The 14,444-nt window shown below is 42.0% G+C and carries 13 protein-coding genes and 1 tRNA gene; 10 read left to right on the top strand and 4 right to left on the bottom strand.

Annotated features, from left to right (window positions below):
* A partial coding sequence (nhaD, locus tag ASV53_RS17285) for a sodium:proton antiporter NhaD (RefSeq protein WP_094958007.1) occupies nucleotides 1–1,401 on the bottom strand: 1,401 nt, incomplete at its 3' end.
* 297 nt (nucleotides 1,402–1,698) lie between these two features.
* On the opposite strand from nhaD, the gene ASV53_RS17280 reads away from it, so the two are divergent.
* The 4 genes from ASV53_RS17280 to ASV53_RS17265 all read left to right on the top strand — a co-directional run bounded on the left by ASV53_RS17280 (nucleotide 1,699) and on the right by ASV53_RS17265 (nucleotide 5,394).
* Nucleotides 1,699–2,544: an ABC transporter ATP-binding protein gene (locus tag ASV53_RS17280; protein WP_094958006.1), complete on the top strand. Its 846-nt coding sequence runs from the start codon at nucleotides 1,699–1,701 to the stop codon at nucleotides 2,542–2,544.
* Nucleotides 2,541–3,548: an ABC transporter ATP-binding protein gene (locus tag ASV53_RS17275; RefSeq protein WP_094958005.1), complete on the top strand. Its 1,008-nt coding sequence runs from the start codon at nucleotides 2,541–2,543 to the stop codon at nucleotides 3,546–3,548. The genes ASV53_RS17280 and ASV53_RS17275 overlap by 4 nt, the downstream gene beginning before the upstream one ends.
* On the top strand, nucleotides 3,545–4,039 hold the full coding sequence (locus ASV53_RS17270; RefSeq protein WP_094958004.1) for a hypothetical protein: 495 nt from the start codon (nucleotides 3,545–3,547) through the stop codon (nucleotides 4,037–4,039). Before ASV53_RS17275 ends, ASV53_RS17270 begins: the two co-directional genes overlap by 4 nt.
* Nucleotides 4,040–4,188: 149 nt before the next feature.
* Nucleotides 4,189–5,394, top strand: a complete 1,206-nt coding sequence (locus tag ASV53_RS17265; protein WP_094958003.1) for a serine hydrolase — start codon at nucleotides 4,189–4,191, stop codon at nucleotides 5,392–5,394.
* A gap of 106 nt (nucleotides 5,395–5,500) precedes the next feature.
* Here ASV53_RS17265 and sgrR read toward each other — a convergent pair whose 3' ends face one another.
* A complete protein-coding gene (gene sgrR, locus ASV53_RS17260; protein WP_094958002.1) occupies nucleotides 5,501–7,195 on the bottom strand; it encodes an HTH-type transcriptional regulator SgrR in 1,695 nt (564 codons plus the stop codon).
* Between the two features lie 309 nt (nucleotides 7,196–7,504).
* Entirely contained in the window at nucleotides 7,505–8,299 is a 795-nt protein-coding gene (locus ASV53_RS17255) for a hypothetical protein (RefSeq protein WP_094958001.1), read from the bottom strand.
* Between the two features lie 251 nt (nucleotides 8,300–8,550).
* Between ASV53_RS17255 and ASV53_RS17250 the strand changes: the two genes are divergently transcribed.
* The 4 genes from ASV53_RS17250 to ASV53_RS17235 all read left to right on the top strand — a co-directional run bounded on the left by ASV53_RS17250 (nucleotide 8,551) and on the right by ASV53_RS17235 (nucleotide 12,375).
* Complete coding sequence (locus ASV53_RS17250) at nucleotides 8,551–9,279, top strand: nitroreductase family protein (protein ID WP_094958000.1); 729 nt, start codon at nucleotides 8,551–8,553, stop codon at nucleotides 9,277–9,279.
* Nucleotides 9,280–9,469: 190 nt separating this feature from the next.
* Nucleotides 9,470–9,985, top strand: coding sequence for a hypothetical protein (locus ASV53_RS17245; protein WP_094957999.1), 516 nt, complete (start codon nucleotides 9,470–9,472; stop codon nucleotides 9,983–9,985).
* A 129-nt stretch (nucleotides 9,986–10,114) separates the two neighbouring features.
* Nucleotides 10,115–10,654 (top strand): heme NO-binding domain-containing protein, encoded by a 540-nt coding sequence (locus ASV53_RS17240; RefSeq protein ID WP_094957998.1) that lies wholly within the window; start codon nucleotides 10,115–10,117, stop codon nucleotides 10,652–10,654.
* 2 nt (nucleotides 10,655–10,656) lie between these two features.
* Nucleotides 10,657–12,375: an ATP-binding protein gene (locus ASV53_RS17235; RefSeq protein WP_094957997.1), complete on the top strand. Its 1,719-nt coding sequence runs from the start codon at nucleotides 10,657–10,659 to the stop codon at nucleotides 12,373–12,375.
* A gap of 28 nt (nucleotides 12,376–12,403) precedes the next feature.
* Here ASV53_RS17235 and ASV53_RS17230 read toward each other — a convergent pair whose 3' ends face one another.
* Nucleotides 12,404–13,585, bottom strand: a complete 1,182-nt coding sequence (locus ASV53_RS17230; RefSeq protein ID WP_094957996.1) for an amino acid aminotransferase — start codon at nucleotides 13,583–13,585, stop codon at nucleotides 12,404–12,406.
* Nucleotides 13,586–13,824: 239 nt separating this feature from the next.
* Here ASV53_RS17230 and ASV53_RS17225 point away from each other — a divergent pair, with 239 nt between their 5' ends.
* Nucleotides 13,825–14,139 carry a DUF3081 family protein gene (locus ASV53_RS17225; protein ID WP_094957995.1) on the top strand — a complete coding sequence of 105 codons (315 nt, stop codon included), beginning with the start codon at nucleotides 13,825–13,827 and terminating at the stop codon, nucleotides 14,137–14,139.
* A 184-nt stretch (nucleotides 14,140–14,323) separates the two neighbouring features.
* Nucleotides 14,324–14,413, top strand: a tRNA-Ser gene (locus ASV53_RS17220).
* The last annotated feature ends 31 nt before the right edge of the window (nucleotides 14,414–14,444 follow it).

Below are 14,444 nucleotides of genomic sequence, written 5' to 3'. Positions count from 1 at the left end.
ATGCATAAATATACTTGCAATATAACCAAGAGAGATGACAGGCATCCACTTCAAATGCCCAAAGAATGTATATTTACCGTGCGCAGCCCCCATTAATGCCACCCCAGCAGCAGAGCCAACCGACAATAAACTGCCGCCTACACCCGCAGTTAATGTGACTAGCAACCAGTTTCCCAAGGTCATTTCTGGGTTCATCGTTAAGACTGCAAACATAACTGGAATATTATCCACTATAGCTGATAGTACGCCGACTAAGCTGTTAGCCACTATCGGGTCCCACTGGGTATATAGCACCTCTGATACCACGCCCAAGTAGCCAATTAAGCTCAAGCCGCCAACACACATCACGACGCCGTAGAAGAATAACAACGTGTCCCACTCGGCATGAGAAACACGACGAAAAACATCAAATGGAACCACAGAACCGATACGCCTTAACGCCTCTTCATCACTGTTTGCTTCAGCAATCGCTTTTTTCTTTGCCAAAGAACCTGGTAGCGTTTTCCGTAAAAAGTAACCAAAAAATTGCAGATAAGCCAATCCCATCATCATTCCCATTACAGGAGGAAAATGGAAGAAACCGTGGAAAGCAACCGCTGTTGCAATAGTTAGCAAGAAGAGGAACACAATGCGCATTGCCCCACGTTTAAGCTCTACATGTTCACAAATCGTATCTGGCTGCGTTTTAGGTACAAAAAACGACATAATAACAGCGGGAATAAGGTAATTAGCAACGGAAGGTATGAATAACAAGAGGAATTCATTAAACGATGCATGTCCCGCCTGCCATACCATTAAGGTTGTAATATCACCGAATGGACTGAATGCCCCACCAGCATTGGCAGCAACCACAATATTAACGCAGGCAATGTTAATGAATTTAGTGTTACTACCACCAACTTTCATTACAACAGCACACATTAAAAGTGCTGTTGTTAGGTTATCAGCAATAGGTGAGATGAAAAAAGAGAGTATGCCTGTTAACCAAAACAAAGTGCGATAGTTAAAGCCTTTACTGACCATCCATGCCTGTAGCGCATCAAACAAACGACGCTCTTCCATTGCACTGATATATGTCATCGCCACGAGTAGAAACAGAAGTAATTCTGCATATTCGAGTAAGTTATGCTCCAACGCTTGTTTAGCAATGTCAGTTTGACCGTTCTGCTGAAACACATAGCCGATCATCATCCAGATAAGACCAGCAGCCAAAAGTACCGGCTTTGACTTCCTCAGTTGTAGGTACTCTTCCCCCATTACTAAGCAATAAGCTATGGCAAAAATCACTAACGATGCATAACCAATGTTGGAGTGCGTGAGGTCAATTACGGTTCCACTTGCCAAGGTCAGAGGGGCAAATAATAAAAGCCCCACAGCAAGTGAAAGTTGCCGAATATTCATAATACGTATAGCTCCCTAAGCATTTCTTAAGATAACAACCTTGTTATCCGTTATTTAAAAACAAAAAGATGATTCTAATCAGAGTGTTCAAACTATAGATGACTAAACAAAAAACTACTGTGAACAATATCGTAACGCAGAAAAGTTAGTAACATTCACACAACAAATTTGTAATGTAACAGCCAAAAAACTTTGCTAGCTGAATCACTGATTACAAAATCATGCTTTACATTAACCGATAATGAGAATAGTTTTCAATCAATGTTATTTTGTATTGAGAATTATCAGGAGAAAGACATGGAACAAGCTTTCCACCCTAACCCACTTGTTAAAGTACGAGATTTAGAAGTGACTTATGTTACTGACAATGGCGATTTTCAAGCCGTTAAAAAAGTGAGCTTTGACGTCGGGAAAAGTGAAATATTCGGCTTAGCGGGTGAATCGGGCTGTGGAAAAAGCACCATCGCTTTCGCTATTAATCGCTTACATAAGCCACCAGCATTAATAACTAACGGCTCTGTTAGCTTCCAAGGGCGAGACCTGCTTTCACTCACAGAAGCCGAAATGGGGGTTGTTCGCTGGAAAGAAATAGCAATGGTTTTCCAAAGTGCCATGAACTCGTTAAACCCCGTGATCCCCGTTCAAGAACAATTTGCCGATGTTATGCGTCACCACCTCGGTTATACCAATGCTCAAGCAAAAGAGCGCGCACAAAAGTTACTCGATCTTGTCAATATCCCGCGAGAACGTTTGTCTGAATATCCCCACCAATTTAGTGGTGGTATGCGTCAACGTTTAGTTATCGCTATCGCCTTATGCTTAAACCCTAAATTAATCATCATGGACGAACCAACAACGGCGCTCGATGTCGTTGTCCAGCGTGAAATTTTGCAACAGATATACCAACTCAGAAATGAGTTTGATTTCTCGGTACTCTTCATCACCCATGACCTCGCGCTCATGAGCCAACTTTGTAATCGTATTGCCGTTATGCGCCATGGTGAAATTGTGGAAGTGAACACTTCAAAAGAAATCCGCAATAATCCACAGCATCCATATACTCAAAAGCTTTGGGCCTCTTTCCCTAACATTCATGAAGAAGCCGCTAACCCTATTAACGAATCTCAGGAGGCAAGTGCATGAGCCAGGTAACAGCGAATAACACATCAAATCACAACGAACAGCCAATAATTGAAGTCAAAAATATCACTAAAGAGTTTATTGCTGGGGGGGGATTTGGCAGCTCAGATATCTTTCGTGCACTTGATAATATTAGCTTTAATTTATACAAGGGCCGAACGTTAGCCCTTGTCGGTGAATCTGGGTGCGGTAAAAGCACCTGTGCTCGTCTTATTACCAAAGTGCATGATGTCACTGATGGTGAAATTCTTTTCAAGGGGAAAAATATTAAATCCTTACACTCACGAAAAGATATTTTAGATTATCGTGGTAAAGTTCAAATGATATTCCAAGACCCATTTGGATCATTAAACCCAACACATACCATCAAACACCACCTGACTCGTCCACTGATGATCCACAACCAAGTGTCAAACCAAAGTGAAGTGGATCAACGATTAAAAGAACTACTCGATTTAGTGGAGTTACCGTATTCAGATTTAGAAAAGTATCCTCATCAGCTCAGCGGCGGTCAACGTCAACGTATCAACTTAGCACGAGCTATTGCTGTCGGTGCTGAAGTCATTTTAGCTGATGAACCAACATCCATGCTTGATGTTTCTATTCGTTTAGGTGTGCTTAACTTAATGAAAGAAATGAAAGATAAAATGGGAATCGGCTTTTTATATATTACCCATGACCTTGCTACTGCTCACTATGTTGCCGAAGAAACGGCCGTCATGTATCGTGGCCGTATTGTAGAATGGGGAGATACCCGAAGTATTTTACGTAATCCTCAACACCCTTACACGCGCTTATTAATCTCTGCCGTGCCAGATCCAGATTTACCGTTTCATCAATTACTTGAATCTGAACCAGACTATTCAGTGAGTGCCGATAAAATTCGTCAGCTAAGCTTGAAGTCAGTAGAGGGATTCCAAAAAGTTGCTGATAACCATTATGTGGCCAATTGGAATGCTGACCAAATACCGACTTCTGCCCCCGCAGACAAGGAGCAAGTTGCATGACAGAACTCCACACATGGCTAGACAATATCAAGGTATGGTACCAAACACCGCCTCCACCTCAGCAACGTGATATCCAAACATTAATCGATGCACTTAACCACGCTCCCGATATCATTTTTACTGATGTTAGCTGTGAAGTTCACAACGAAGCACTGGCTTACTGGCTAGATGCCTGTCAGCGATTAAGTTTTTACTATCAAGATTTACCTAATATCGAAAAGGCCTTTAGCTATATGCAGTTTGGGTACGCCAAACTGCAATGCATGATTTGCGATCAAGCACTAGAACCAGACTTAAAGCGTTGGTGCCTTAAGAAGTTAGATCGAATGATTGTTGCCATGATGGAGTTTTGCCAGCAACAGAACAGTCAACAATGGTTGGATGAAAGCACACAATTGATTAATCTTCATGTGACTTTTATGGAAGGTCAAAACAACCTGAATCTTTCCTACGAACCCTCCGATAAGCAAGGAAACCACTCCTCTTTATAACGGTTATTTCGGCTAGCAGATGGCGAATACAGGAAAGCTAGCCGAATCACTTCCTGTGCTTAACGTTCATTTACATCATAAATTTATCCTAACTATCTCAATATTTTACTAAGCTCAAAGTAGGGATAGCAGTGACGACGGGATAAGCAATGACACCAACCAGTACCATTATAAAATATGCATTTATTGCTGCGACATCCATGAGTGTCGCTTTGACCAACGCAGAGCCTTTACCCTCCCCCCCAGAGATAAGCGCTAAAGCATGGGTGTTAATGAGCTATGGTTCAGGACAGATTATTGCAAGCAACAATGAAACTGCACCGCTCGCCCCCGCCAGTTTAACCAAAATAATGACGTCATATGTAGTCGGACACGAGCTTCAAGCTGGCCATATAGCCAATGATGATATTGTGATCATCAGTGAAAATGCATGGGGGAAAAAATTCCCAGGCTCATCGAAAATGTTCCTTAACGTTGGTGATGAGGTAAGCGTTGATGATCTCAATCGTGGCGTTATTATCTCATCAGGTAACGATGCCACTGTTGCTCTGGCAGAACACGTTGCAGGGCATCAATCAGCATTCATTGAAATGATGAACAATCATGCTGAAAGGCTTGAAATGTTCGACAGTTACTTCACCAACCCACATGGTCTTGATGCTGATGAACAATTTACGACAGCCTATGACATTGCATTACTGACTCGCGCATTCATTCATGATTTACCTGACACCTATGGCTTATTTAAAGAGAAGTCTTTCACTTTTGGTAAAATCAAACAAGGTAACCGAAATGCCCTCTTATGGGACTCTACGTTAAATGTTGACGGTGTGAAAACAGGGTATACCTCTAAGGCGGGTTACAGTTTGGTGTCATCTGCCGAACAAAACGACCAGCGATTAATTGCTGTTGTCATGGGGGCTGATAGCACCCAGATACGAACATCTGAGAGTAAAAAATTATTAACGTGGGGATTTCGTTTCTTTCAAGATTTAACACCTAAGTTCAACAATAAAGAACTCGCCCCCGTTCGCGTTTGGTACGGTAGTCCTTCAAACGTCACTGTAGAATTAGGTGAAGGAGGCGTTATTACAGTACCTCGCCGCCAAAGAAAAGCGTTAGAACATAAGGTTTATTACAGCCACGACCTTGAAGCTCCGATAGAAAAAGGAACGATGGTGGGTAAAGTTGAATGGTATCTTAATGAAGAGTTACTGACTGAGCAGCCAATCATAACGGCCGAAACCGTTAATAAAGCGCCATGGTACAAAAACATGATCGACGTAGTTTGGCGACCTATCGGCCAATGGTTTGATAGCCAGGACTGGTCTCCAGAGCCGACAAAAACAGAGTAGTCAGCTTCAAGGATACAACTAAGTTCGAGCTAACAAATTTGGTAACTGTTAGCTCGTCACTTAATATTAAACCAGTGAACAGTTTGAACCTGTTATCGGAAATTATTTAGACTGGCTTTCTCCACACAGAAGTAAAATCAAACCAGCCTAGTGAATTCGACGTCATCCCCTGCAATTCACCCGTATTATCCACGCCTAACCAAGCATGAAATAACGGCTGAATTTGTTGGCTTTGCACCAACAAGAAACCAATATCATGAGCTGGAAAAGGTAATGTTTTATCGCTACGCCACTTAGCGATTAAGCTATCCATTATTTTAAAGTCATCTGAAGGCATTGCGCGATAAAGGTGATCAAAATTATACAGCCATGGCAAAATCGCATCATCACGCTTAGTGAACACACTCATACCACTGATCCAAATATCCACTTTACTTGACTGTTTACCCGATAGCATTTCCGCCGTTGTCAAAGCCAATACTTTCACTTTGAGGCCATCATCACTCAGCAATTGAGTTATCTTTTCGACAATAAGCGGGTAAATAGGATGATCTTGTAAGTGAGCAATAGTGACAGTACGCTTTGCCGGAGGTTGAATAGCTGACACGCTAATCGTAGGATTATGGACCCAGCCAGGAAGTAAACCGTAAGCATTAACCAGACGTAACTCACTAAATTTCGGCTGATCGAGCAGACACTGCATCGCCAACGTAGAAAATCGATGCGAAAAATAGTTTAACCAATCTTCATTATTCGCTAAGCCTGTTTGGCGGTTATACATTAAATAGTTACACCCTTCATCAAGGTGTAATCGCGATGTAATCGTATTCTTGCCCGCCTCTAGCTCTTCAGCATCAGGCTTCAGATAAAACACATCAAAATCGGCAAGAATCCAAATATCAACAATATCGATCATCGCTCTAAAGCCATAATATTGATCAAATGCTTCTAATTTCAGACGCTGCTTATCATTTTGAATAACCTTATATGCCCCAGTCCCAACAGGTAAGGCATCAAGATCACGATGCGTAAGCATCTCTTCTGGTTGTATCACCGCTGATGTATCAGCCAGTAATGTGGGCAAATGAACATCATCGCGCTTAAGATAAATATCAATCGTATATGCAGCGACAGATTCTACTGTAAGAATATGCTTAAAAAGTCGCTGTTGCTTTACTTCATTCAGCGTTGCAACGACATCTTGGCATTGCAGTAACTTACCATTATGAAAGCGTATTGCAGGACGTAAATAAAACCGCCAGTGACGAGGAGAAATAGCCTCCCAATGATGAGCTAAATCGCCCTCGACTTCCTCTTTTATTTCATCAATTCGAGTCAAACCACTAAATATCTGGCGGACAATGTGTTGCTCTGAACGACGTAACGGCAAGAGAGGATTTAAATCACCAAACGAACGGTAATACGGTAAGCGTACAACTTGCTTACCCTGCTGGGTCGACACACCAAGTTGCTCTTGAATAAGCTGGGCAAGCATATTGGCATCATTGTTCAGCGCTTCTAATGCAGGCTCTAGCTTACCTTGCGCCACTAGTTTTCGCGCATAGCTTTGCTGTAATTCACTATCAGTGCTATGAAAAACCAAGCGTGACTGCTTACCCCTGCCGACTGCAGGATGCCAATCGATCCAGTCTTTGTCCGCCATTTTATTCATGACCATACGTACATTACGACGAGTACAGAATAGGACTTCTGCTATCTCTTGTAATGTTGTATCACTGTCTTGACCAGAAAAATGGCTGTACAGGCGATGGAACTGCGTTTTTAAACGTTGACCACTCATAAAAGGGGAACCTAATTTTAAAATGTGTTCTGTTTTTACTTCCTTATTTTACATCTAAACTCGCTCTCGATGAACAAACTTATCCTCTTTTTATGATATATCGAGGGTAACCGTGCGCCTGAGCTATATGTTCCCCCAACATATAGATTGCATCGTCCATCATTAGTAAGGGCAGCCAACGCTGCCCTTATTTTTCATTATTGTTTTTCACTGTTACTTTGTCTCTATACTGACCAACAGCATCCTGTAATTAGAACCATCCACCGCCACTATTGGCACACCCTCGAGACTTTTTTTCATAGCGTTACACTAATTTTGATTCTCATGGTGTTGTTGACCTAACTGCTGATTCTTATCGACAAGTTCTTGTTTAACGCGCGCTAACTGCTCATTCAGCTCCTCAACATGTCGACGCTGAGCATCAAGTTGATGTTTTGATTGTGCCTCCATCTCCTCAACTAACTTTTCATAGTCAGCTTTAGTTTGCTCAGAAGATTCTTGCTGCTTTTCAAGTGAGGCCGTTAGTGCAGTGTGTTGTTTCAGCAGTTTACTGTGATCTTTTTGTAATGACGTATGCGCTGCTTTAGTTTTTCTCGCATTGTGTTGCGCCGTCTGTTTTGCCTTCACCGCTTTATTTACATCACTTTCCAGTTCATCTAGGACGGCTTTTTGCCCAGAAACCAGACGCTCAACATCCGCTTCTTTTTCAGCCAACAAGGCTTGCACCGAGGCCAATTCAGCCTGAGTAGCACTTAGTTCAGCCACCTGTGCTTTACTTTGAGCCGTGTCTTGCACAAAGTTCACGCCAAACATGACGCGCCAAGCATCAAAATACATATTGTGCATTTGATTTATCAGACTAAAAGGGAAGTCAACATTCGTTTGAGCTGGTTTCTCGCCTGCAATATAACTATCGAGCTCCTCTAATACCTGCAGCGCGTTTTGATAGCTCCCACCCACCGCTTGTTGAAGTTGATTAGCCGTAATAGTTTCAAGTGCTTTTCCTGCTTCTAGCCATGATTTAATCTGAAGGAAGTAAATATTAGGATCAATCAGCGTTGATCCCTGTAACGGATTGAGCAATGCCATGTTAGTTGTTTGCATAAAAAGTCCCTTTCGGAATGTGCCAGTCTAAGAGAAATGAATCGTTTATAATCTTGTTAGACCAATTGGTTACTTATTGCGCATCAAGTTGCAAAAACATAGAGCTAGTTCAAGTTTATTTATTCAACATGACATTCGTATTTATTTTCAACGCGCAATATCAATGAAGTGATGAAAGTCTTTTTTCTCTGGCTTGTAATAACAGTAAAATAGAGGTAGAAACCCAGTAAGTTTTCTATGAATTGACGATTATGACTGAACAGAAATCAGCGTTTGAGCAGCTAGTACATAGCCGACGCTCAGTGCGTAAATATGACGCCAGTGCCCCTTTCGATCACCAAGCAGTAACTCGCTCTCTTGAGCTTGCCGCACTTTCTCCTAATAGCTCTAATATGCAGCTATGGGAATTTCACCGTGTAATCACAGAAGATAAACGAGCAGAATTAAGTCGTATCTGCATGGGCCAAAATGCGGCTAAAACCGCTAATGAGCTTATCGTATTTGTTGTGACCCCTTATAAATGGGAATCACGAGCAAAAATGAATGCAAAAACAGTTCGTGATGCATTTGAAGGTCGTGAAGATGCCACTTCTAAACGCGCACTCAAGTACTATGAAAAGTTGATCCCATTTGTCTACCGTAATGACCGTTTTGGTCTATACGGCATGGCTCGAAAAGTGCTGTGCGCATTTTTAGGCCGTAACAAGCCTATGATGCGTGAAGTGAGTAAAGCCGATGTACGCGTCTGCTTACATAAAAGCAGCTCCCTTGCTGCAATGACATTTATGACCGCAATGCGATCTGAAGGCTACGACACCTGCCCGATGGAGGGTTTTGATTCAGTAAGAGCAAAACAGCTACTTGGTCTACAAAAAGGGGCTGAAATCACGATGATCATCGGTTGTGGTAAACGTGCTGAAGACGGAATTTATAGTGAACGCCATCGTGTCGATAATACAGAGATCATGTTTGAACACTGATCGCTAATTGTTCGCCACCACATTACACCCAGCTATTTGATAAAAAATCGACAGTGCTACTCGTATATCACTGTCGATTTGTTTGTTATCACGATGAAAAGGCATCATTTCAAATTGTTTGCAGATAAACCATATCATGCTGATTTTATTTACGGTAAGGTGGTGACATCTCAACAACAGAAACGAATTTATGCAGTTAATGATTGAGCAACTAAAAGAATCAAAAAACACTTGGATGGCAAGCCATATCACCGATGCAGAATACCCAACCGAATTAAGCCAAAGCGGTTTAGCATCGTACCAAGCGCTCCATGCCTCATCCTCGACTTCACAACTCGTTTTACCGCTTACTGCTCGCACTAACAGCCTGTCCTTCTACCCCGTCGATTGCCATCCTCTTACTATTCGCTATGCCGTGACATTAGCAAGCCTATGGAATGATGAAAAACAACGCGAAGCTGTTATCGAATATTTAACACAAATCATGTTCGAGGCCGACTCTGCCGCAACCTTGTTTGTCGGCTTCTTTAAAGGCAAGCCGGCAGCTTGTGGTATGGTATTCCAAAATGAAGAGAGTGCACTTATCAGCGACGTACACGCACTTCCTCTTCCAAATCAAGATGAGCTTATTGAAGAAATGACGGCTTATCTCACCACTCAGCTAACAGCGACAAACCCATCTGTTTTCCTTGAAAAAACGATTTAGTAAACACCGAATAACGGGCTGGCAATATTGTCAGCTCGCTACCTATTCTTACTTTTTGTAATTGATTTTTGACGATTTTTATTTTGCTTACCATACTTGCGGTACGGGACATAAGAATAGGATAAATTAATGAAGGGAATCATTTTTACTGAATTTCTTGATATCGTTGAAAGTTCTTTTGGCTTAGACGTTTGCCAACAAATGTTAGACGAGGCCCTTGACGAAGGAACCTACACGACTGTTGGTAGTTATGACCATAAAGACCTAGTCAAACTCATTATCACGTTAAGCAAAATTACTAACGTTCCAGCCACAGATTTACAAGAAGTCTATGGCAAAGCTGTTTTCACACGATTACTAGCAAGCTTACCCATTCCCGTGGACAATGAAACCTCAACCTTCGAATTTATCCGCAAAGTCGAAGAACACATTCATATTGAAGTTAAAAAGCTCTACCCTGATGCAACACCGCCCCGTTTTGACTTTATCTCAGAAACAAACTCCGTCATGACAATGGATTACCACTCAGCTCGTTGTATGGCGCACGTTTGCCTTGGTTTAATTCAAGGCTGCGCAGATCATTTCAATCAAAAAATTCACGTTGAGATGGAAGCTATACAACCAGATCAAAGCCATGTTCGCTTCCATATTCAGTTATTAGCTGGATAGCTATGGATAATAAACGACAAATTGAGCTTCTACTTAAAAAACTCGACAGAGAAAGAGCTGCACGTAAAGCGGCTGAAAAGCTACTAGAAAACAAAAGCCTCGATTTATACAATGCCAATCAACTCTTGCTTCAATCAGCAGAGAAGCACAAGGCACAGGCCGAACTCGACTCTGAGCGCCTTGCCTATCAAACTAAAATCGAAACTATGTTGCTAAGCTACGGCCAGTCATTTCTCTCACAAACACTCACGCCTCAATTACTAAACCAACTTGCCAATGAACTGGTTGATAACCACTCTGTCAGGGCTATTTGCATCCATATAAATCACCGCAGCACACTCGACTTTGACGGTGATTTTTTTAGTGGGCGCCGTCAACAATGGACGCCACCTAAACATTTGACAGATAATTCGAATTATTGGGATAAGAAGGAAACCACATATTGGGTCGCGCTAAATATAAGAGATGACAATGTTGGTTTTTTTGCCGCTCGTATAAAAGCTTCGGGGTCTTGGCTCACAACGATTCAAAAGCACGTCGCATTATTTAGCGAAATGCTGCGAACCACAATTGGCCGTCATATTACCCTGGCACTTGCTATTCAAGCACGAGAGCGTGCAGAAGCATCTGAGCAAGCTACTCGGGATTTCCTTGCAATGATAAACCATGAACTTCGTACCCCGCTCAATGGCTTACTCGGTACTGCCGAATTGTTAGGTGAAAGCACTCTTGAAATCGAACAACGCAAATTACTAACAACTTTAAACCATTCTGGCGAATTACTCCGCGCGATCATTAATGATCTGTTGGACTACAGTAAGATCAATGCAGGAATGCTAGAGCTTATTAATAATCCCTTTAATAGTTATTCTATTGCCGAAAAGCTCCAAGCTGTATTCATGCACCGTGCTTCTGAAAAACAGCTCGATTTCAAAGTAACGATTAACGACAAGGTTCCCCCTTATTTAATTGGTGATGAAGACCGAATTAAACAAATTTTCGTGAACCTAATTGGTAATGCGATTAAGTTTACTCAAGATGGCTGTGTAAATACGTATATTGATTGGCAAGATGAACAACTTGTTTTTTCAGTAACGGATACTGGCTGTGGAATCGCCATCGATCAACAGTGTAAGCTGTTCAAACCCTTTAGTCAGGTGGACATTTCGAGTAAACGAAGTCATGAAGGTACAGGCTTAGGGCTCGCTATTTGTCGCCAACTTACCTTACAAATGAACGGAAAAATTACGCTTGATAGTGATCTCAGGATAGGCTCTACTTTCACTGTGATGCTTCCTCTTGCCATTCATGATCAGCCTATCGTGCAAGCAGCGACTTCACAATCAATAAGTAAACCACTCGATAAACTGTCAATCCTTGTCGTCGAAGATTTAAAGACCAATCAGATGATCATCAAACTAATGCTCAACAAAATGGGCATAGAGCCAGAACTAGTAGACAACGGTCAAATTGCTCTCGATACGCTAAAACACTGTGAATTCGATCTTATTTTAATGGATTGCCGAATGCCAATCATGGATGGTTATAGTGCGACTAAAGCATTACGTGAACAAGGTTACATCAAACCGATCGTTGCATTAACAGCTGGCACAACAACAGCAGAAAGAGAAGATTGTCTGAATGCAGGCATGAACGATATTCTGTGTAAGCCTTACCAGTCATCAGAATTAAGAAGCATGATAGAGAAATGGGGACTATAGATAATATGTAATCCCCATCTTAAAAACCTTAACGTGACACCGTCACCAATGCATTCGCAAGGTAATCTATTTTCTGTTCTTGTAAGCCAGCAATGTTCACACGACCATCAGCAACGGCATAGATCGCAAATTCATCACGCAAACGTCCAATTTGCTCAGGTGATAAACCCGTCACAGAGAACATCCCTTTGTGCTTCTCAATAAAATCAAACTCATTCGATCCTACCGCTTGAATCGCTTTCACTAAGCCACTACGCAAATTCAACAAACGCTGATTCATCGTTAAAAGCTCTGCCTTCCAATCTTTCGTTAACGCTTCATCTTGTAAAATCTTAGCAACAACAGCAGCACCATGATCTGGCGGCATAGTGTAAGTAGATCGCGCTAAATTCAAAATTCGCCCTTTCGCTTTTTGCGCCTCTTTCAAAGAGTCACTGACGATAATGGCGGCACCAGTACGCTCGCGGTATAAACCAAAGTTCTTAGAACACGAGGTAGCAATAATCATCTCTTCGACATTATCCGCTAAGTGCTGTAAGCCAGCAGCGTCTTTTGCAAGGCCATCACCGAACCCTTGGTAAGCAATATCAACAAATGGCAAAAAGCCGTTTTTATTGGCAAGCTCAGTAATAGCCTGCCAATCTGAAAATGTTATGTCAGCACCCGTTGGGTTGTGGCAACAACCATGTAATAACACGACATCTTTCGGCCCTGCTTTCGCTATTTCAGCCAGCATGGCTTGGCTGTTCACTTGTTTAGTGGCTGTATCAAAGTAGGGGTAAAACTTTACTTTCAAACCTGCCGCTTCCATCACAGGTTTGTGGTTAACGTAGCTTGGATTGGTGAGCCAAACTGTCGTATCTGGCTGTGCAATATGCATTAAATCAGCCAACATACGAAGTGCACCACTCGCACCTGGAGTTTGCACCGCTGCCGAGCGACTATGAGCTGATGTCCCAGTCAGCAAAAGATCCATCATGGATTGGTTAAATACTTCGTCGCCCGCTAAACCTACGTAAGCCTTAGTGGTTTGTTCGGCCAACAATTGTTGCTGTGCTTTTTGAACAGCCAACATGATGGGGGTTTCACCCTGAGTATTACGGTAAACACCAATACCTAAATCTACTTTATCTGCTCGCGCATCTTCTCGGAACGCTAATGAAAGTGACAATATAGGATCTAATTGTGCAGGGCTAAGTTGTTTAAACATTGCGTAAAAATTCCATTTCAGGCTGGTAATATCTTCAAAGTATCACACTCATTAAAAATATCACGGTGTTATTCACTGTTAATAACGACTATTGGGGCGCATAAAAGCAAGAAAGTGTGACATCAGAAGGCATGCTGTTTGATCTTAATTAATGAAAATTCAACTTACACTGGAAAGGAAGCAGCAACGTTCTACAGTAAGAGTAGATAAATGAAAATATGCACAGTCAGGAGGCAGTAATGAGAAACAATGCAGACGTTCGCACGCTGCTAAGTGTATGCGAAAAAATAAAATCACAGGGTCAAACCATAGGTGAGAAAGGAAGCCAATTAGACGGTATAACCTGTCAGGAAAGCTATGACGGCTATAGCATTACGCTTGCCGATGATAATGTCAGCTTAGACATTAATTTCCACAATACTTACCACTTCCATACTGCCAATGAAGATCCTGAAGGTATTATTAATCAAACAACCACAGATTTTCACAGCAATAATGAAACTCAAATCCAAGCCTTTATGAAAAAGCTCATCATTTTAGATGAAACCTACTAATTTGAATGGCTTTATTGTCAGCATGTTACCGCTAACATGCTGACTTTGTTCAAATAAGCCACAGCGTAGTGATCAACCCCAAACCGCCCCTCTCACATAACACACAAAACGTTCAAAACCACAACAGTCAACTCCCTTCACTATTTACACCCCCTGCTAACATCTATATCATTCGCGCACTTACGGAGAGATGGCTGAGTGGTCGAAAGCACCGGTCTTGAAAACCGCCGGCGGTTTATCCCGTCCTAGGGTTCAAATCCCTATCTCTCCGCCATATTTAAGAAAGGCGCTAATTTATTAGCGCC

This window comes from Photobacterium sanguinicancri, from assembly GCF_002265265.1.
GTDB classification, from domain to species: Bacteria; Pseudomonadota; Gammaproteobacteria; order Enterobacterales; family Vibrionaceae; genus Photobacterium; species Photobacterium sanguinicancri.
This window is presented reverse-complemented; position numbering and strand designations above follow the sequence as displayed.

Excerpts from the sequence above, each read along its gene's own strand:
- ASV53_RS17240 (WP_094957998.1), top strand. The coding sequence starts at position 10,115 with ATGAAGGGAATCATTTTTACTGAATTTCTTGATATCGTTGAAAGTTCT.
- ASV53_RS17265 (WP_094958003.1), top strand. The coding sequence starts at position 4,189 with ATGACACCAACCAGTACCATTATAAAATATGCATTTATTGCTGCGACA.
- ASV53_RS17255 (WP_094958001.1), bottom strand. The coding sequence starts at position 8,299 with ATGCAAACAACTAACATGGCATTGCTCAATCCGTTACAGGGATCAACG.
- ASV53_RS17280 (WP_094958006.1), top strand. The coding sequence starts at position 1,699 with ATGGAACAAGCTTTCCACCCTAACCCACTTGTTAAAGTACGAGATTTA.
- ASV53_RS17225 (WP_094957995.1), top strand. The coding sequence starts at position 13,825 with ATGAGAAACAATGCAGACGTTCGCACGCTGCTAAGTGTATGCGAAAAA.
- ASV53_RS17235 (WP_094957997.1), top strand. The coding sequence starts at position 10,657 with ATGGATAATAAACGACAAATTGAGCTTCTACTTAAAAAACTCGACAGA.
- ASV53_RS17270 (WP_094958004.1), top strand. The coding sequence starts at position 3,545 with ATGACAGAACTCCACACATGGCTAGACAATATCAAGGTATGGTACCAA.
- ASV53_RS17275 (WP_094958005.1), top strand. The coding sequence starts at position 2,541 with ATGAGCCAGGTAACAGCGAATAACACATCAAATCACAACGAACAGCCA.
- ASV53_RS17245 (WP_094957999.1), top strand. The coding sequence starts at position 9,470 with ATGCAGTTAATGATTGAGCAACTAAAAGAATCAAAAAACACTTGGATG.
- sgrR (WP_094958002.1), bottom strand. The coding sequence starts at position 7,195 with ATGAGTGGTCAACGTTTAAAAACGCAGTTCCATCGCCTGTACAGCCAT.
- ASV53_RS17230 (WP_094957996.1), bottom strand. The coding sequence starts at position 13,585 with ATGTTTAAACAACTTAGCCCTGCACAATTAGATCCTATATTGTCACTT.
- ASV53_RS17250 (WP_094958000.1), top strand. The coding sequence starts at position 8,551 with ATGACTGAACAGAAATCAGCGTTTGAGCAGCTAGTACATAGCCGACGC.